This is a genomic window from Syntrophales bacterium (assembly GCA_035363115.1).
Taxonomy (GTDB): Bacteria; Desulfobacterota; Syntrophia; order Syntrophales; family PHBD01; genus PHBD01.
Map to the genome: position 1 here is coordinate 333,030 of DAOSEM010000003.1, position 16,783 is coordinate 349,812.

The following is a 16,783-nucleotide window of genomic DNA, read 5'->3' on the forward strand; positions in this document are numbered from 1 at the left end:
AAGAGGGTGCCGGACCAGATCGTAAGCCGAGTTCTGTTCCGTACGGCCGTTGCCGGCCGGGCGGTGGTGGCCATTCATCTGGGACGGCAGTTGCCTGCCGCCTCAAGCGACGCTACCCGAGAACCTCGGACGGGCCGTCCTCAAGCGTTCTCCTATTCGGTCTTGCTCCGGATGGGGTTTACCAAGCTTTCCCGGTCACCCGGGAAACTGGTGAGCTCTTACCTCGCCTTTTCACCCTTACCTGCAATGCAGGCGGTATATTTTCTGTGGCACTTTCCTTAGGGTTGCCCCCAGTCGCCGTTAGCGACCATCCTGCCCTGTGGAGCTCGGACTTTCCTCCGTTCCCTCAGGGGAACGGCGACCACCTGATCTGCTCCGGCACCTTTTCAAAGATCCCTTCCTGCTCCGCTTCAACATGCGGAATAAGCCTGTTCCGTAAAATATCCCATCAGGAAGGCGGAATCAAGAGCCCCGATTGTTCTTGTCATGATTCCCGTTGCTCTGGTCGTCCCAGTAGAGGATCCGGTTGCAATTGGGACAGAACCGGATCTCTTCCTCTCTCTGTATCTCGTTGTAGAGTTGGGGAGGGAGATTCATCCGGCATCCCTGGCAGACTTCCTTCCAGACGCCGATGACAGCTACGCCGGCACTGGCGTTGCGGATCGTTTCGTACCTTTTGAGGATGTCAGGGGGGACCTTTTCTCGCAATGCCTGGCTCTTTTCTCTGGTCGCACGCAGATCTTCATCGGCAAGGGCGAGTTCCTCGGTCCGTTCTTTCCGCTCCCCCTCGTAGCGCAACCTGGCCTGATCGAAGTCCCGCTCGATGTTCTGTACGAGGCCGCGTACCCGGTCCATTTCTTCCATCGCCTCGAGAATCTCGTCCTCGATCTGGCTGTTTCTCATTTCCAGGGTCTCGACTTCCTTCAGGATGGCCTCGTACTCCTTATTGGTCTTGACTTCAAACTGGCGAGCCTTGGCTTTCTTCAGGGAATCCTGCCCTCTACGAAGGAGTTCTTCCTTTTCCCTGTGTTTTTTTGTTGCTTCCTGAAGCCTTTCTTTCTGTTCGACCATCTCCGTCTGGGACGCCGTGAATATCCCATCCAGCGCCTCCAGCAGGCTGGGTAATTGGGTCTTACGACCCTGAATCTTCTCGATTGCGGAATCGACTTTCTGCAGATCTCTTAAGAGAGAAAGCAGTTCTTTCAAGGATCATTCCCCTTTCAAACAAAGAGTCAAAAAAAAATGCACCGGAGCCGGTGCATTGATTTATTCTTGCGGGACGGAGGTTCCCTGTCGGGAACTTGCACCGCCGGCGATTGTCGACCGACTGGTCCGCCCCTTCCTGCCGCTTGCGGTTGAAACCGCCGATGAGTGTTCTGGTATCTTCATGGCCTTGAATAAACGAATGGTGGGCCCACCTGGGATCGAACCAGGGACCGACCGGTTATGAGCCGGTGGCTCTACCAGTTGAGCTATGGGCCCTCTCAATTTACTCTGCGTCCGTGAACGTATGGTCCATCCGTCCACGGCGCGTCTGTTTGCTATACCCGATGGTTGGCGCTGTCAATGGTCTATTTTGTCACAAGCTTGAGGACTCGTCTCCGGGGCGGGTTGATCATTTTCTTCCCCGTAGATGCCGGCAGCGGACGCGGTGTCTCACGCCGCGAGGATTCGAGAAGCTCTCGGGTTTCCTCGTCGGTATAGTCCATGCGCTCACTGATGCCGAACCGCATGCGGAGCACCTTCTCTTCCCGCGGGGTCAGGGTCGCCAGGATTTTTCTTGTCTGCTCCGCGAGGTCCATGCTGATGGTTGCCTCGGAAGGGGACATGATCTTCTTGTCCTCGATGAAGTCACCGAGATGGCTGTCCTCCTCCTCTCCGATGGGAGTCTCCAGGGAGATGGGCTCCTTGGCAATTTTCAATACCTTGCGGACCTTTTCCAGCGGGTACTCCATCTTGTTGGCGATTTCCTCGGGTGTGGGTTCCCGACCCAGTTCCTGCACAAGGTACCGGGAGGTGCGGATCAGCTTGTTGATCGTCTCGATCATATGCACCGGGATCCGGATCGTTCGGGCCTGGTCCGCGATGGCCCTCGTAATGGCCTGGCGGATCCACCAGGTGGCATATGTGGAGAACTTGTAGCCCCGCTGGTATTCGAACTTGTCCACAGCCTTCATGAGGCCGATGTTTCCTTCCTGGATCAGATCCAGAAACTGAAGGCCCCGATTCGTGTACTTCTTCGCAATGCTGACCACAAGCCGGAGATTCGCCTCAACGAGTTTCCGCTTGGCGATCTCCGCATCAAATTCTCCCGTTTCGATCAGGTAGACAACCTTCTTCAGCGTAGCCGCCGGGAGGCCCGTCGCCAGGGTCACGGCCTTGATCTTCCGGGCCGCTTCCCGGTACTGCTCCTCGCACTCCCTGAGGCGCTCCTGCGAAATCCGCAGGCTCTTTGCGATGGCCTTGGCCTCCTTAGGGGATTGCCGCAGGCGGGACCAGGTCTTCTCCATTTCCTTGACAGGAAGACCCGTTCTTTCCTTGCACTGGCGGATCATCCAGTCAGCCTCCTCCACTCCGGCGATATACTCCTTCAGCATGGCAACCATGGAATGGGTCTGCCTTTTGCTGAACCGGACCTTACGGCAGAGGCGAACGATGTTCTTCCTGTTCTTCTCCAGATCGTCGCGGAGTTCTTTGCGGATTTCCTCCTCGAGACCCTTTTCCTTGAGTCGTTTGTGAATCTGGTCATTTTTCCGGTCCACGGTGGCGACCCGGTCGATCAGCTTGACGACTCTCTGTTTGTGTAGGTCTTCCTCGACGAAACCGTCCTCATCTTCCAGATTGTCGATGACGCTTTTGATGCGGATCTCGTCCCGTTTCAGTTTTGCGCCCAGCTCGACCACATATTTGATGCAACAGTCCACGCTGAAGACCGAGTCCATGACGACCTTGTCGCCCGCCTCAATCTTCTTGGCGATCTCAACCTCACCCTCGCGGCTGAGCAGGGACACCATTCCCATCTCCCGAAGATACATTTTTACCGGGTCACCGGTCTTCCCGGCGATCGGCATCAGGGTGAGAACGTCTTCCTCCTTCGTTTCGATGTTTTCTTCGGCTGCCTTCTTGACAATCAGCTTGTCGCCCTTGTCCGTATCGATGATATCGATGTTCTTTTCTCCAAAAAGCATAATGATGTCATCGATCTGATCGGAGGAGACGATATCCGACGGCAACAGATCGTTCACGTCGTCGTATGTGAGAAAACCCTTCTCCTCGCCGAGGGAAATCAGCTTTTTGAACTCATCGGACTGAATGTCTTTCGCCATATGTTCTCTCCCTGTTTTTTTACGGATCATCAAACTGGAGGGAAACGAGCCGTCAGATTCCCTTCCGCAGATTCCTTTCCATGTTCAGCAGCCGCTCTTTCTCCCGGAGCAGGGCTTCACAAAGGACTCCGTCTTGCCGTTCCTGAGCGCCGAGCAGGCGTTGCCTTAACTGTTCGTGCTGCCTGCGGAACCATTTCCGGTGAATCTGTCCGATGCTGTCCCTGAGGAACCGTTCCACCAGGGTTTCATCCAGCGGCTGCTTCTGGACGAGCGATTTCAATATGTTCTGTCGGACCCCTTCCTCGGGGATTTCCATGGCCAGCGTGGCCACGTCGATCCGTCCGTCTCTGCTGAAAGCGTTGGAAAGGGTCTCCGCAAAGGCATGCAAGGCTCCGTCGGCAAAGTGGTCCAGAACGCCCGATCCGATCACGTCGGGAATCCGGAACGGATGCTCGATCATGAGCAGAACCAGATTCAACTCCAGCGGGTCCGATTCAGGTCGCGGGTCCTTTGGATTCCCTCCGGATACGGTCGTTTCCCGGGTGCCCACGGTTTTTCCGACCTGCCTTTTCAACACCGACTGGTCGAGGCCCGTCTTTTCGGACACCCGTTTCAAAAGCAGGTTCCGCTTGATGGGATCATCCACTTTGGCCAGCATGGCCACGGCGCCCTGTGCCGCCGCCGTCCTTGCGCTGACGGTGCTTCCGCTGCCGGCCAGCGTCTCCAGGTAGTAATCCATGAACGTCGGGGATCGCTGCACCAGTTCTTCCAGCGCCTCCGCCCCGGAAGCCCGGACGAAGTCGTCCGGATCCGCTCCGTCGGGCAGAAACACGGCCCGGGCCTCCACGTCGGCCGCCAGAAACAATTCCAGGCTCCGGTCCAGGGCCTTGCGGCCCGCCGGATCGGAATCGAATATCACGGCAACGTCCCTTGTATAGCGCTTGAGCAGGTGAACCTGATCCGATGTCAGGGCCGTACCCAGAGAGGCAAGGGCGTTCCGTACTCCGGCGTTCCAAAGGGAGATGACGTCGAAGTATCCTTCCACGAGAACAGCGCAACTTTTGCGTCGGATCGTCTCCTTTGCCTGCCGGATCCCGAACAGGTTGCGCCCCTTGATGAAGACGGCCGTCTCCGGTGAATTCAGATACTTTGGCTCACCGTCGCCAATCATGCGGCCGCCGAAGGCGATCACGCGGCCCGAGGCATCTTCGATCGGAAACATGACGCGTCCCCGGAAGCGGTCGTAGGAACCGCCGTCTTCCCGGGATAGAAGCAGTCCCGCCTGCTTCGCTACATCCAGGGAGACCCCCTCCCTCTCAAGAGCTTTGCGAAGACCCGTCCACTCGTTTCTTGCGAAGCCGAGGCGAAAGGCCTTCCGCGTCTCCTCGCGGATCCCCCTTCTTTCAAGGTACTTGCGGGCATCCATCCCTCCCGGACTTTGAAGGTTGCCCGTAAAGAAGGCGGCGGCCTTCTCGTTCATGTCCAGGATGGCGCTGCGCAACCCCCGGTTTTCCCCGGGGGGCGGAGGCTTTCGGGGGATCTGGATCCCCATCTTGCCCGCCAGGTGCCGCAGGGCCTCCGGGTAGGTCATGGCGTTCACCTTCATCAGGAAGGTGACGGCGTTTCCTCCCTCACCGCAACCGAAGCAATGAAAGATCTGTTTTTCCGGATTGACCGTGAAGGACGGGGTTTTCTCCTGGTGGAAAGGGCACAGGCCCACATAGTTCCGACCGGCCTTCCGCAGGGTCACAAAATCCGATACGACCTCCACGATGTCCGCGCGGCTTTTGATTTCCTCCACTTTCTCTTCGGGTATCAAGCCCATGGATATGTTTCGCCCCTTGCTTGAATCCCTGTTGCCGATCGATCCTCTTCGGCAGGAGCCTCTCCTTCGTGCAGTCCGTCACCGGTGTACGCCCCGCGGACAGAATCACGTTTTCAACGGCCCGTGGGCTAACCGGCCAGCCTGGCCTTGACCAGGTCTCCCACCAATTTGCCGTCCGCCTTGCCGGTGATTCGGGGCATCAGGACCTTCATGACCTTGCCCATATCCTTGACGGACGAAGCCCCCGCTTCACCGACCGCCTTGTCGATTTCCACCTCGAGCTCCTCCCGGGATAGCTGCTGGGGCATGAAGGACTGGATGATCGCGAGCTCAGCCTCTTCCTGGGCCACCAAGTCCATCCGTCCGCCCTTGGCAAACTGCTCGATCGAGTCTTTCCTCTGCTTCGCCATTCCGGAGAGAACCTGCAGGATCTCGGTTTCGTTCAGTTCACGCCTGAGGTCGATCTCCCGGTTATGCATGGCCGTCTTGATCAGGCGCAGCGCGGAAAGCCGGATCTTGTCCCTGGCTTTCGCGGCCTCGATCATTCCCTGTTCCACCTGCTTTTTCATTGTCATCGCACGCACCTGTTTCTTAAATTTGTTTCCCGTTGCCCCGGTTGTCAACAGGGGCCGGATGGTTCCTTACATATCCTTCATGCGGATCGGTCCGCCTCCTACAACGTGGACATGGAGGTGAAAGATGACCTGTCCGCCTTCCTTATTGGTATTGATGACGGTCTTGAAACCCCGCTGGTCGATTCCCTTGAGCCGGGCTACTTCCTGAACCGCATGGATAAGATGCGGGAGCAGCTTTGTGTTTTCGTCCTTTACGTCGAGGAGGGTGGGAACGTGTTTCTTCGGGACGATCACGACATGAGCCGGGGCTACCGGATGGATGTCGTCGAAGGCGAGGACCCATTCGTCCTCGTAGACCTTGGTGCAGGGGATCGATCCGGCGATGATTTTGCAGAAAATGCAGTCGTCCATGGCTTCAATCCTCCTTCCTGGCTTCTGCGGCGTTGGTTTTGAGCGTCTCGGCGATGGCGTCCTCCAGGCGCAGGGCGCCTGTATAAAGTGCCCGGCCCACGATAACCCCCAGGATGCCGGGACCTCCGGATGCCAGCAGTCGCTGGATGTCCTTCATCCCGGATACGCCCCCGGAGGCGATGACCGGGAGACCCGTCTCATCCGCCAAGGCGCGCGTGGCCTCGACGTTGACTCCCTGTTCCATGCCGTCCCGGTGAATGTCCGTGTAGACGATGGCATGCAGGGCCTCCTGCCTATACCGGTTCGCCAACTCGACGGCAGGAATGTCCGATTGTTCCGTCCAGCCTTCGACGGAGACCCGGCCTCCGCGGGCGTCGATCCCCAGGATGATCCGGCCCGGATAGCGCCGGCAGGCTTCCCGGACCAGGGATTCATCTTTCAGGAGCGCGCTACCCAGAATGACCCAGGCAACACCGGCCTCGATGTAGGAAACGATGGTTTCCATGCTGCGAATGCCGCCGCCGACCTGAACCGGAAGCCCGGTGGCTTTGACGACGGCCTCGACGGCTTCACCGTTCCTGGGCTTTCCCGCCAGGGACCCGTCCAGATCGACCATGTGCAGCCGGGAGGCTCCTCCGTCCTTCCACATCCGGGCCACCTGGGCGGGATCTTCCCCGTACACGGTTACCCGCTGGAAGTCTCCCTGGGCCAGCCGGACGCAGCGGCCGTCTTTCAGATCAATGGCGGGAATGATGATCAAAATGAAATCTCCCTTCCGGACGCCGGAGCCGATCCCTTATCGCGCCCAACCGCGCCTTGCTCAAGGCGTTGCCGGGAATGTCTTGCACACTTCCTCCATGCCGGCTGCGGTCAGCTCTTCGGCGGTGAGCCACCTCCCCTTTTCCTTGAAGAAGAAGGGAATCTGAAGCATGTCCTCCATCAGCGACGCCTGGGTCTGGTCGAAGAGGCCGCGCCAGAGAAGGGCGCCGTCACCGGCCCGGTACAGGTGGATGTCGAAGGCGACGGAGGCCGGTTTCTCGACGGAGTAGGCGAGACCTTTCCGCTCGCGCCAGCGATATATGTAACCCACAACGATGCCGTCAACTTCCAGGTCGCTGCCCATCTTGCGAAGGATCTCGGCGGCTTTCATTGTGAAAGAACCGGACGATGCGCTCTGGTAAGCGGCACCCGCCCGATCCGGATATACGATCTGGATTCTGCCCAGGGCTTTCTGGCGGTCGAGGAAAATCCGTTCTGTGATTCGTTCCGGTGAGTCTTCCGGCCGGTCGGCTCCCATGTCTCCCAGGATGACCGGCTCTCTTGCCACCCGGACTGCCACTTCCGACGGAGAGGCCTTCTGGAACGGCAGCACGGCGATCCGGTGGACGGTGATCTCCCCTCCCGCTGCCGGGACGGAGGTCCGGGAAGAGGCGCAGCCGGCGATCACTAGTACCGGGATAATCGCGATCAGGATACGGGCAAACCGCTCCGCGATGGTTGATCTGTGCAAAAGGTCACCTCCTTACGGACGGGCAAGTCCGACGGTCGGGACCGGTCAGAGGCTGCCCTTTGTGGACGGAATCCCTTGGATCCGTTCGTTGGGGGTAACGGCCTTTCTCAGGGCACGGGCGAACGCCTTGAAGATCGCCTCGGCCATATGGTGGCTGTTTCCGCCGTGGATAATCTGGATGTGAAGCGTCGTTCCGCTGTGGTCTGCAAACGCCTTGAAGAATTCGCGGAGGAGCGAGGGATCGAAATCCCCGATCCGGCCGTCTCCGAAATCGGCTTCGAAAACCAGGAAGGGCCGGCCCGACAGGTCCATCACGACCCTGCACAGGCTCTCATCCATGGGCACGGTGGCCTCGCCGAAGCGTTCCAGGCCGCGCTTATTTCCAAGGGACTGCTTCAGGGCCTCTCCCATGCAAATGCCGAGATCTTCCACGAGGTGATGGTCGTCGACTTCGCGGTCCCCTTTTCCCCGTATGGTCAGGTCGAACAGGCCGTGCCGGCTGAAAAGGTTCAGCATATGGTCCAGAAAAGGGATGGAGGTGGAGAGAGTCCCTTCCCCCGATCCATCCAGCCCCAGTTCCAGGGCGATGTCGGTCTCCGTGGTTTTCCGCTTGATCTTCGCCTTCCTCGCCATGGGAATCCCTTCCGGTCAGATGACCTTGTTGAGAGAATATTCGATGATTCCCTCCGCCCCGGCTTCCTTGAGAAGCGGAATCAGGTCCCGGACGATGCCCGCGTCCACGATCGTTTCCACGGCATGCCATTCTTCGGAAAACAGGCTCGAAATGGTGGGAGCCTTTAGGGACGGGAGGAGAAGGATCACCCGTCCCAGGTTTTCTTTTGATACGTTCAGCTTGATGCCCACCTTTCCCATGGCCAGCAGCGATCCAACGAGAAGCGTCCGGATCTGTTCGATTTTCTGTCGCTTCCATGAATCCTCGAAGGCATCCCGATTGGCCACAAGCTGCGTATTGGTTCTCATCATTTCCTCGACGATACGCAGTTTGTTGGCCCGCAGGGTGGAACCCGTCTCCGTCACCTCCACGATGGCGTCCACGAGACCGTCAGCCACCTTGGCCTCTGTGGCACCCCAGGAGAATTCGACATGGACGCGGATGTTCCGTTCCTGGAAATATTTCTTTGTGAAGTTCACCAACTCGGTTGAGATGCGTTTTCCCTCCAGATCCTCGATGGAGCGAATGGGCGAATCCTCCCGGACGACCAGCACCCAGCGGGCCTGGCGTGCGGATACCTTTGAATAGACAAGGTTTTCAACGACAACAACATCCGACTCGTTTTCGAGGATCCAGTCCCGACCCGTGAGGCCGAGATCGAGAACCCCGCTTTCAATGTAACGGGACATCTCCTGCGCCCGGACCAGGGAGCAGGAAATCTCGTCGTCATCGATATCGGGGAAATAACTGCGGCCGTCGTAGGTGATCCGCCAGCCCGCCTTCCGGAACAGGTCGACTGTGCTTGCCTCCAGGCTTCCCTTCGGGATCCCGAGCTTCAGCGTCCTCATCGGTAGACCTCTTCCGGGTTGAACACGCGCTCACCTACGATTTCCTCGCCGTCGGGGAAGACGCGGCGGTAGAAACAGGAGCGGTATCCCGTGTGGCAGGCCGCTCCTCCCACCTGGTCGACCTTCAGGAGGACCGTGTCGCTGTCGCAGTCGATATAGACGGCATGCACTTTCTGCGTGTTGCCGGACGTTTCGCCTTTCACCCACAGGGAGTTCCGCGACCGGCTCCAGTAGGTGGCAATGCCCGTCTCCAGGGTTTTCTGCCAGGCCAGGCGATTCATGTAGGCCATCATCAGGACTTCACCGGTGGACGCATCCTGGACCACCGCCGGGACCAATCCTTGCCCTTTGTCAAAATCAGGTTCCGTCACCAGGGACCTCCAAGCCATCCGGGAGCATGTTTCAATAAAGTATTTACACCTAATCGAATCGTTTCCGTTCGGCAAGCATTTTTTTATTCATTGGATATCGACAGGAAGGCAGAGATGCACGACCCCGTCATCCAGTTTTTTCTTTACAAAGAATCACCGTTTATGTATGACGAATTCCCCTTTTGGGTTCCATTAGCGTGAGGTGTTGCCAATGTCTTCCCTGAAGCCGGATAAACTGTTATATTTCAGGAACTTGTTGATATCGAAAATCAACGAGCTTCTCAATGAAGCGGAAAAAACCGTTTCTGAAATGACCGACGGCAAGGAAAACTATCCAGATCCCACAGACCGGGCTTCCCTGGAAGCGGACCGGAATTTTGAGTTGCGAATCCGGGACCGGGAGCGGAAGCTCATCGCCAAGATGCAGGAAGCCATCAAGCGGATCGATGATGGCACGTACGGCATCTGCGAGATGTGTGGCAATCCCATCTCCGAAAAACGCCTCCAGGCCAGGCCGGTCACGACCTCCTGCATCGACTGCAAGACGAAGCAGGAACGTCTCGAAAAGCTCAAGGGCGAGTAGCGTCCGTCTTCAGGCTCGATCGATAGCCGGGCGGCGGAACGGCCTGGACGATCCGGTATTGTGATGCGGCGGCTTCAGAACGGAGCCTTCGAGCCGTTTCCCTCCCTCCGATCCTGTCCTTGAAATCCTTCTGGGATTTCATCTCCGGGAATGAATCATGTCCTTTGTTCAGGTGGCACTCAACGTTCCGGCACGGCAGACGTTTACGTACCGGGTGCCGGAGGGAATGGACCCCTTCGCCGCCGTGGGCAAGCGCGTTCTGGTCCCCCTGGGCCGCAGAAGGCTGACGGGATACATCGTCGGGATCCTGACGGCACCTGATTGCGACTCCGTCCGGGATGTCCTTGAGATCCTTGATGAGGACCCTCTCTTCTCCCGGGAGGATTTCCTGTTCTATGCCTGGGTTGCCGATTATTACTTGTATCCCGTCGGAAGAGCACTGGGAGAGATTCTTCCCGGCAGCATTCCCGCGCGGGACCGCACCCGGGTGACCCTCACCCGCGGATTTTCCCCGGCAGATACCGGAACCATCTCCCCCCAGGAAGAGCAAATCCTGCAGATCCTCCGGGAATCTCCCCGTGGGCTGAGCGTACAGCGGCTGAAGGAGATGGTGAAGATCCGGGAGATTGCGAAGCTCCTGGAAGAGATGGAAGATCAAGGGTGGATCCGTCTCTCCGAGGGTGCCCGCGGGCCGGCCATCCGACATCGCACGGAACGGGTGTTGTCCCTGGCGTCGGGAAGCCTGGAAGGGCTGTCGCCGCGACAGGAGGAGGCCGTCCGGATTCTCCGGGGGCTCGGCGCCGTGCCTGCCGCCGAATTCTCCCGGATTCTCCCGGGAAGCGGGACCGTCCTCGCCGGCCTGAAAAAGAAGGGGATCGTCCTTGTCGAGGAGAGGCCGCTTGTCCACCTGCCTGGTCTGATTCCCCTTATCGAGGGGCCTCGGATCGATCTCTCGCTCAGCCCGGATCAGGCCTCCGCCCTGGAGACCGTGCGCTCGGACCTTGCCGGGAACTCAGCATCCGTTGTCCTGCTTCACGGGGTGACCGGCAGCGGAAAGACGGAAGTGTATCTCCGGGCCGCCGCCGAGGTGCTTGAGAGGGGGGGGAGCGTCCTTTTCCTGGTGCCGGAGATCGCCCTGACTCCACAGCTTTTGAACCGGGTGGCATCCTTCTTCGATGCGGGCCGGATCGCCGTTCTCCACAGCGGAGTCTCGCGGGCCGACCGTTATTCCCAATGGCGGCGCATCCAGCGGGGAGACGTGGACGTCGTCGTGGGTGCCCGCTCGGCCCTCTTTGCACCCCTGAAAAACCTGAAGCTCATCATCGTGGACGAGGAGCACGATCCCTCTTATAAGCAGGACGAGCGGTTGTGCTACTCCGCCCGGGACATGGCCGTCGTCCGGGGGAAGGTGGCCGCCGCCACGGTGATCCTGGGATCTGCGACTCCTTCCATCCAGACGTATTTCAATGCCGAATCGGGACGATACCTGCGCCGGACCCTGCCCCTCCGGGTGGAGGACCGGGATCTGCCAACCGTGGAGATTGTGGACATGAGGGTGGAAGGATTGAGGGCCGGCGAATTGCCGATTCTCTCCTATACACTTCAGGAAGCATTGCGGGACAACCTCACCACCCGGGGACAGACCCTCCTCTTCCTGAACAGGCGGGGTTTCCACACGCACCTGTTTTGTGCCTCCTGCGGCCACGTCTTTGCCTGCAGGAACTGCAGCCTTTCACTGATCTCGCATGCTCGGGCAAATGTTCTCCGCTGTCATGCCTGCGATTTCACCATGCCTTCGCCCGCCGCCTGTCCCGCCTGCGGCAGTCCCGGCCTCGTTCGCCACGGTCTTGGAACGGAGCGGGTCGAGGGGGCCGTCCGGACCCTGTTCCCGCAGGCGCGGGTGGGGCGCATGGACAGCGACACAACGTCACGGAAGGGCGCTTCCGCCGATATCCTGCGGCGGCTCCTGCGAGGAGAGATCGACATTCTCGTGGGAACCCAGATGATCACCAAGGGCCATGACATCCCGGGCATTACCCTCGTGGGGGTTGTCTCCGCCGATACGAGTCTGCACACGGCCGATTTCCGGGCCGCCGAGCGGACCTTTCAGCTCCTCACGCAGGTGTCCGGGCGCAGCGGCCGCGGAGAAAAGCCGGGCCGGGTGGTCATTCAGACCTACAACCCGGGACATTACGCGGTCCGGCATGCCCGCAGTCACGATTTTGAAGCCTTTTACCGCGAGGAGATCCCCCAGCGGCAATCCCTGTCCTATCCGCCTTTTTCCCGGCTGGCCCAGGTGAGGCTCTCGGGACTGGATCCGCAGAGGACCCGGGCGGAAGCCGGGGCGGCGGCCTCCTTTGCATACCGTTTCACGGCCGGACAGGGCCTGTCGGGAAGGGTTGAAATCCTGGGACCCGCGGAGGCTCCCGTAGCCCGGGTCAGGAACCGGCACCGTTGGCAGATCCTGCTGAAGGGGAAGGACAGCCGGGCCGTCCATGCCGTCGCGGAGGCGCTGCTGGCCCGTCGGTTCAAGGGTGTGGAATTGAAAATAGACGTGGATCCGATGGATTTCCTGTAACTACGGATTCCGGTTTCTTCTTGACCGTCGTGGCCCGAGCAAGTAGGCTGATTCTGCCGGCCGCGCGCCATGCAGACCGAGGTGGGGCCGAAGCCTGCAGAGGGGAGGAAAAGACCTGATGAAGGGTTCCGGGCGATGGGTCCTTGCCGCCGCGATCGTCATGTTCCTGGCCGGTGCAGCCGGGGCCGAGGAGAAAAAGTCGATATCCCTGCTCAAGCCCCAGATGGACAGCGGACGGCTCCTCATGCACGTCCTGAAGGAGCGCAAATCTTCCCGGTCTTTCAGCAAGGCAAAACTTCCCATCCGCGTTCTTTCCGGACTCCTGTGGGCCGCCAACGGCGTCAACCGTCCGGGTACGGACGGCAGAACGGTCCCGTCGGCCAGAAACATGCAGGAAGTGGACGTCTACGTGGCGCTTCCCAAGGGGGTTTACCTGTATGACGGGAAGAACCATATCCTGAACCTCGTGTCGGAACGGGACATCCGGGCTCTCACGGGTACGCAGCCGTATGTCAGGGATGCCGCCCTAAACCTCGTCTTTGTGTCCGACGGCCGGAGAATGGAAGGCGTGGCACCGGAGGAACGCGATCTGCTCTCTTCCGTAACAGCCGGCGCCATGGCCGAGAACGTCTATCTGTATTGCGCTTCCGAGGGACTGGCCACGGTCGTCCGGGCCTCCATCGATCGCTCCACCCTGGCCGCGGCCATGGGGTTGCGACCAGAACAGAAGATCCTGCTTGCCCAGTCCGTCGGATATCCCCGGAAATGACCCTCCATCCTCCGGCGACCCGGGAGCGCCCTGGCATGAACCGGATCATCCTTTCCCGTTTCGGGCCGCTGGCCGTCTTCCTGGCCCTCCTGGCTTCATCCTCGTCCTTCGCGCTGCCCTGCGCGGATTCCGATCAAGCCTGTCTGCGACGGGTGGTGGAGGGGCATGCCGTCCGCCGGATCGCTTTCTGGAGGCCCTTCATGAAGGGTGTGCCGGCGGACCGGGTCCGCAGGGCGCCGGCGGAGCTCATCGATTACCTGGTTCTGGACAACCGGTTGAACGGGTTTGCGGAAACCCCCGAACCGGTCGATGTTTCTCCCGGATTCGAAGCCGATCTGAAGGCGGCCCTCGAGGAGTTGCCGGCCGTCGTTCACAGGCTCATGGAACCGAAGCTTGTCGGCATCTTCGTCGTACGAAATCTCGGCGGCACCGGCTACCTGGAGGCCGTTCTCGATGAGCGCGACACCCCGGCGGCGGGTTTCATCGTCCTGGATGAAAGCGTCCTGACAAAAACGGCCAATGCCTGGTTCATCTGGCGGGAAAACACGCCGTTTCGGCCCGATCCAGAGTACCGCCTGGAAGGAAGGATCGAAACCAGGGCCGGCGACAACCGCAAGAACGCCATCCAGTTCATCCTGCTCCACGAGATCGGCCATCTCCTGTCCGTGGGGGAGCGTTTCCATCCCTTCTGGTTTGCGGGTCCGCAGGCCGTCCATAGAGAGGGGGAATATCCCTTCCTGGACGTCTCCTGGACGGTCGCCCCCGGGCGAAAGGAGTTTGCGTCCCGGTATGAAAAAGAGTTTCCATACCGGAAAGACGTGGTTTTCTATGGGACACCGAGGCTGGATGGGGCGGCCGCCCAGGAGGTCTACCGGGCACTTGCGGCGACGAACTTCGCGACTCTCTACGGAGCGACCAGTCCCTACGACGACTTTGCCGAGGCGTTCGCCACCTACGTTCATGGCGTCATGATGAGGAAGCCTTACGAGATTCGGATATTAAAGGACGGGGTGGAACGGATGGTATTCCGTTCCTGCTGGGCCGGGAAGAGGTGTGAGGCAAAGCGCCGGATCCTCTCGGAGATGCTGCAGGCGGACTAAGTCGTTCTTCCCGGCGGAAGTCCGTTTCGATGGAAGCGCATGCTCAACCATTTCGACTGGATCGCCTTCGCCTACGACCGGCTTCTGGGAAAGCCGGACATCAATCGGCTGAAACGGCTGCTTCGGCTGCCCGCGCCGGGATGGCTGCTGGATGCCGGGGGAGGGACGGGGCGCGTGGCATTTCACCTGCGGCCCTGGACAGGAGGGGTCGTGGTCAGCGACCTGTCCTGGGGAATGCTGAAGCGGGCCGGCATGAAAAAGGCGATCCATCCCGTGAGGGCCCATGCCGAACGCCTCCCCTTCCGGGACGGATCTTTCGACCGCGTCATGGTGGTTGATGCCCTGCACCATTTCTGTGATGCCGGGGAGGCGGTTGCCGACCTGCTCCGGGTTCTCGGACCCGGCGGCCGGATTCTCATCGAGGAGCCGGACCTGAGGCTGCCCGTCGTGAAGGCCGTGGCGGTTCTGGAAAAGATGTTCCTGATGAGGAGCCGCTTCGAGACACCGGAGAGGATCCGGGAGCGCATCGAGTCCCATGGCATGACGGCGGCCATCGAGCGGGGAGGGGGATTCAGGGCCTGGGTGTGGGCTGAAAAGCCGTAAAGACGGAAGGCTGTTGAAAAAGGGCGTCTGCTGCGTTGCCCTCATCCCGTCCCGCTCGACGTACAAAAGAGTACGACTCGCGGTACGGGATTTCGGGCGCCTTGCATTCAACCCTTTTTGAACAGCATTCGGATGGTGGACTGAGCAGGCTTTTCCTGCCCCTTTTGATACATCCGGCCGCGCCCCCGCATCACAGAGCCGCGGAATAGAGACGATCAACGATAGAAGGAGGTACGATGCGATTTTCCGAGGATGTTTACACGTACGAGTGGACCGACTATTTCGACAATAATTGCAACAGTTTCTACATCGGCGGCGAGGTCGGGGCCCTCATCGATCCCGGCCTGTCCCGCTACGTTCCCCAGCTCCTGGAGCAGATGCGCCTGGACGGGATCGATCCGGACGACATCCGGTACATCGTCAACACCCACTCCCACCCGGACCATTTCGAGGGTTCGTCGTTCTTTGCCGGATCGAAGGTGAAGATCGCCCTGCACCAGAAGGAGATCGAATTCCTGAACGGCCCCGGCGTGCAGCTCTATTCCCTCTTCGGGATGCCGCGGCCCCGGACTCAGATCGATCTGCCGCTGGACGGCGAGGAGTTGGTCCTGGGCGGGGAAACGTTCCAGGTACTCCTCCTGCCGGGGCACTCGCCCGGATCCATCGGCCTCTACAGCCCGGAGCGCAGGATCGTCTTCTGTGGCGACGTGATTTTCGAGCAGAACGTCGGACGCACCGATTTCCCCGGCGGCGACGGGGCTCTCCTGAAAAAGAGCATTCGCTCCCTGGCGGGACTGGATCTGGATGCCCTCCTGCCCGGGCACATGGGCATCGTGGACGGGGCGGAGGCGGTCAAGCGGAACTTCGAGATCGTGATCCGGAACGTGTTTCCTTACATTTGAGAAACCGGAAGGCAGGTTCATACCAGGCGGACGCGGAGATGGAGCGGACCGGAAACGGCCCCTCGCAGGCGCCCCGGTCCGGAGCGAAAACCGGTCCCGCGGCTCCCGAAGTCTTTTACCGTTCGGGCATCCCGGTCCGCCAGGAGGCGTCGAGAATCATGTACGTGGCGAGGCCTTTCGCCACGAGGTTTCCCTCATCGTCCCGGACGTCCACCTCACCCAGGGCCGTCCGACTGCCCTTGTGGGTGATGACGGCCTCCGCCGTGATGGCGCCCCGCTCGAAAGGCTTCAGGTAGTTCAGTTTCATTTCAATGGTGGTGAATGTCTCCGAGCGGTCCACCAGCCCGATGAGGGCCATGGCCACCGCGGAGTCCGCGGCAGAAAAGACGGCCCCGCCGTGGGCGATGCCCAGGGGGTGGACAAGCTTCCGGTCGAAAGCGAGTCGAACCCGGGCCCATCCTTTTTTTACGTCCGTCAGTTCCAGGCCCAGGAGTTCCCAGTACGGCGAGGCGGTCCGCATTTTCACGAGCAGGGCGTCCCGGAATACCGGAGCCAGCTCTTCATGGGTCTTCATGAGAAACCTCCCTGTAAAGTGCCATCCCTGTAGCAGACCGGAGTACCGCTGAAAAGGGCAAATGCGGATCTCTTCCTTTACAACGAGACTGTGGCGGCCTATTTTTGATTCCAGACGTTTGTGAAAGGAGGCGAA

The 16,783-nt window shown here is 59.9% G+C and carries 17 protein-coding genes, 1 tRNA gene and 1 other RNA gene; 6 read left to right on the forward strand and 13 right to left on the reverse strand.

Features of this window, described 5'->3' with window-relative positions:
- Positions 1 to 7: 7 nt before the first annotated feature.
- The 12 genes from rnpB to hisI form a co-directional block, all read right to left on the reverse strand.
- Positions 8 to 377: RNase P RNA component class A (gene rnpB / locus PLO63_09435), an RNA gene on the reverse strand.
- An 85-nt stretch (positions 378 to 462) separates the two neighbouring features.
- Complete coding sequence (locus tag PLO63_09440) at positions 463 to 1,206, reverse strand: C4-type zinc ribbon domain-containing protein (protein ID HOI74356.1); 744 nt, start codon at positions 1,204 to 1,206, stop codon at positions 463 to 465.
- A 200-nt stretch (positions 1,207 to 1,406) separates the two neighbouring features.
- Positions 1,407 to 1,482, reverse strand: a tRNA-Ile gene (locus PLO63_09445).
- A gap of 89 nt (positions 1,483 to 1,571) precedes the next feature.
- Entirely contained in the window at positions 1,572 to 3,356 is a 1,785-nt protein-coding gene (locus PLO63_09450) for a sigma-70 family RNA polymerase sigma factor (GenBank protein ID HOI74357.1), read from the reverse strand.
- Between the two features lie 22 nt (positions 3,357 to 3,378).
- Positions 3,379 to 5,151 (reverse strand): DNA primase, encoded by a 1,773-nt coding sequence (dnaG, locus tag PLO63_09455; GenBank protein HOI74358.1) that lies wholly within the window; start codon positions 5,149 to 5,151, stop codon positions 3,379 to 3,381.
- A 128-nt stretch (positions 5,152 to 5,279) separates the two neighbouring features.
- Positions 5,280 to 5,726 (reverse strand): GatB/YqeY domain-containing protein, encoded by a 447-nt coding sequence (locus PLO63_09460; protein ID HOI74359.1) that lies wholly within the window; start codon positions 5,724 to 5,726, stop codon positions 5,280 to 5,282.
- A 66-nt stretch (positions 5,727 to 5,792) separates the two neighbouring features.
- The gene (locus tag PLO63_09465; GenBank protein HOI74360.1) at positions 5,793 to 6,137 is read right to left on the reverse strand and encodes a histidine triad nucleotide-binding protein; all 345 of its coding nucleotides are present in this window, start codon (positions 6,135 to 6,137) and stop codon (positions 5,793 to 5,795) included.
- 4 nt (positions 6,138 to 6,141) lie between these two features.
- Positions 6,142 to 6,897 carry a 1-(5-phosphoribosyl)-5-[(5-phosphoribosylamino)methylideneamino]imidazole-4-carboxamide isomerase gene (gene hisA / locus PLO63_09470; GenBank protein ID HOI74361.1) on the reverse strand — a complete coding sequence of 252 codons (756 nt, stop codon included), beginning with the start codon at positions 6,895 to 6,897 and terminating at the stop codon, positions 6,142 to 6,144.
- 60 nt (positions 6,898 to 6,957) lie between these two features.
- Entirely contained in the window at positions 6,958 to 7,647 is a 690-nt protein-coding gene (locus PLO63_09475) for a hypothetical protein (protein ID HOI74362.1), read from the reverse strand.
- A gap of 45 nt (positions 7,648 to 7,692) precedes the next feature.
- A complete protein-coding gene (gene hisB / locus PLO63_09480) occupies positions 7,693 to 8,280 on the reverse strand; it encodes an imidazoleglycerol-phosphate dehydratase HisB (GenBank protein ID HOI74363.1) in 588 nt (195 codons plus the stop codon).
- A gap of 15 nt (positions 8,281 to 8,295) precedes the next feature.
- Entirely contained in the window at positions 8,296 to 9,168 is an 873-nt protein-coding gene (gene hisG, locus PLO63_09485; protein ID HOI74364.1) for an ATP phosphoribosyltransferase, read from the reverse strand.
- Positions 9,165 to 9,539, reverse strand: coding sequence for a phosphoribosyl-AMP cyclohydrolase (hisI, locus tag PLO63_09490; protein ID HOI74365.1), 375 nt, complete (start codon positions 9,537 to 9,539; stop codon positions 9,165 to 9,167). Before hisI ends, hisG begins: the two co-directional genes overlap by 4 nt.
- A 211-nt stretch (positions 9,540 to 9,750) precedes the next feature.
- Between hisI and dksA the strand changes: the two genes are divergently transcribed.
- The 6 genes from dksA (at position 9,751) to PLO63_09520 (ending at position 16,074) form a co-directional block, all read left to right on the forward strand.
- Complete coding sequence (gene dksA / locus PLO63_09495; GenBank protein ID HOI74366.1) at positions 9,751 to 10,122, forward strand: RNA polymerase-binding protein DksA; 372 nt, start codon at positions 9,751 to 9,753, stop codon at positions 10,120 to 10,122.
- A gap of 157 nt (positions 10,123 to 10,279) precedes the next feature.
- Positions 10,280 to 12,700 (forward strand): primosomal protein N', encoded by a 2,421-nt coding sequence (priA, locus tag PLO63_09500; GenBank protein ID HOI74367.1) that lies wholly within the window; start codon positions 10,280 to 10,282, stop codon positions 12,698 to 12,700.
- Positions 12,701 to 12,818: 118 nt separating this feature from the next.
- Positions 12,819 to 13,469 carry a SagB/ThcOx family dehydrogenase gene (locus PLO63_09505; protein HOI74368.1) on the forward strand — a complete coding sequence of 217 codons (651 nt, stop codon included), beginning with the start codon at positions 12,819 to 12,821 and terminating at the stop codon, positions 13,467 to 13,469.
- A gap of 35 nt (positions 13,470 to 13,504) precedes the next feature.
- On the forward strand, positions 13,505 to 14,569 hold the full coding sequence (locus PLO63_09510; protein ID HOI74369.1) for a hypothetical protein: 1,065 nt from the start codon (positions 13,505 to 13,507) through the stop codon (positions 14,567 to 14,569).
- Positions 14,570 to 14,608: 39 nt separating this feature from the next.
- Positions 14,609 to 15,172 carry a class I SAM-dependent methyltransferase gene (locus tag PLO63_09515; GenBank protein HOI74370.1) on the forward strand — a complete coding sequence of 188 codons (564 nt, stop codon included), beginning with the start codon at positions 14,609 to 14,611 and terminating at the stop codon, positions 15,170 to 15,172.
- Between the two features lie 236 nt (positions 15,173 to 15,408).
- Positions 15,409 to 16,074 carry an MBL fold metallo-hydrolase gene (locus PLO63_09520; protein ID HOI74371.1) on the forward strand — a complete coding sequence of 222 codons (666 nt, stop codon included), beginning with the start codon at positions 15,409 to 15,411 and terminating at the stop codon, positions 16,072 to 16,074.
- Between the two features lie 115 nt (positions 16,075 to 16,189).
- On the opposite strand, the gene PLO63_09525 is transcribed toward PLO63_09520, so the two are convergent.
- A complete protein-coding gene (locus PLO63_09525; GenBank protein HOI74372.1) occupies positions 16,190 to 16,648 on the reverse strand; it encodes a PaaI family thioesterase in 459 nt (152 codons plus the stop codon).
- Between the last annotated feature and the right edge of the window lie 135 nt (positions 16,649 to 16,783).

Excerpts from the sequence above, each read along its gene's own strand:
- PLO63_09450 (HOI74357.1), bottom strand. The coding sequence starts at position 3,356 with ATGATCCGTAAAAAAACAGGGAGAGAACATATGGCGAAAGACATTCAG.
- dnaG (HOI74358.1), bottom strand. The coding sequence starts at position 5,151 with ATGGGCTTGATACCCGAAGAGAAAGTGGAGGAAATCAAAAGCCGCGCG.
- PLO63_09460 (HOI74359.1), bottom strand. The coding sequence starts at position 5,726 with ATGACAATGAAAAAGCAGGTGGAACAGGGAATGATCGAGGCCGCGAAA.
- PLO63_09465 (HOI74360.1), bottom strand. The coding sequence starts at position 6,137 with ATGGACGACTGCATTTTCTGCAAAATCATCGCCGGATCGATCCCCTGC.
- hisB (HOI74363.1), bottom strand. The coding sequence starts at position 8,280 with ATGGCGAGGAAGGCGAAGATCAAGCGGAAAACCACGGAGACCGACATC.
- hisG (HOI74364.1), bottom strand. The coding sequence starts at position 9,168 with ATGAGGACGCTGAAGCTCGGGATCCCGAAGGGAAGCCTGGAGGCAAGC.
- dksA (HOI74366.1), top strand. The coding sequence starts at position 9,751 with ATGTCTTCCCTGAAGCCGGATAAACTGTTATATTTCAGGAACTTGTTG.
- priA (HOI74367.1), top strand. The coding sequence starts at position 10,280 with ATGTCCTTTGTTCAGGTGGCACTCAACGTTCCGGCACGGCAGACGTTT.
- PLO63_09505 (HOI74368.1), top strand. The coding sequence starts at position 12,819 with ATGAAGGGTTCCGGGCGATGGGTCCTTGCCGCCGCGATCGTCATGTTC.
- PLO63_09510 (HOI74369.1), top strand. The coding sequence starts at position 13,505 with ATGAACCGGATCATCCTTTCCCGTTTCGGGCCGCTGGCCGTCTTCCTG.
- PLO63_09515 (HOI74370.1), top strand. The coding sequence starts at position 14,609 with ATGCTCAACCATTTCGACTGGATCGCCTTCGCCTACGACCGGCTTCTG.
- PLO63_09520 (HOI74371.1), top strand. The coding sequence starts at position 15,409 with ATGCGATTTTCCGAGGATGTTTACACGTACGAGTGGACCGACTATTTC.
- PLO63_09525 (HOI74372.1), bottom strand. The coding sequence starts at position 16,648 with ATGAAGACCCATGAAGAGCTGGCTCCGGTATTCCGGGACGCCCTGCTC.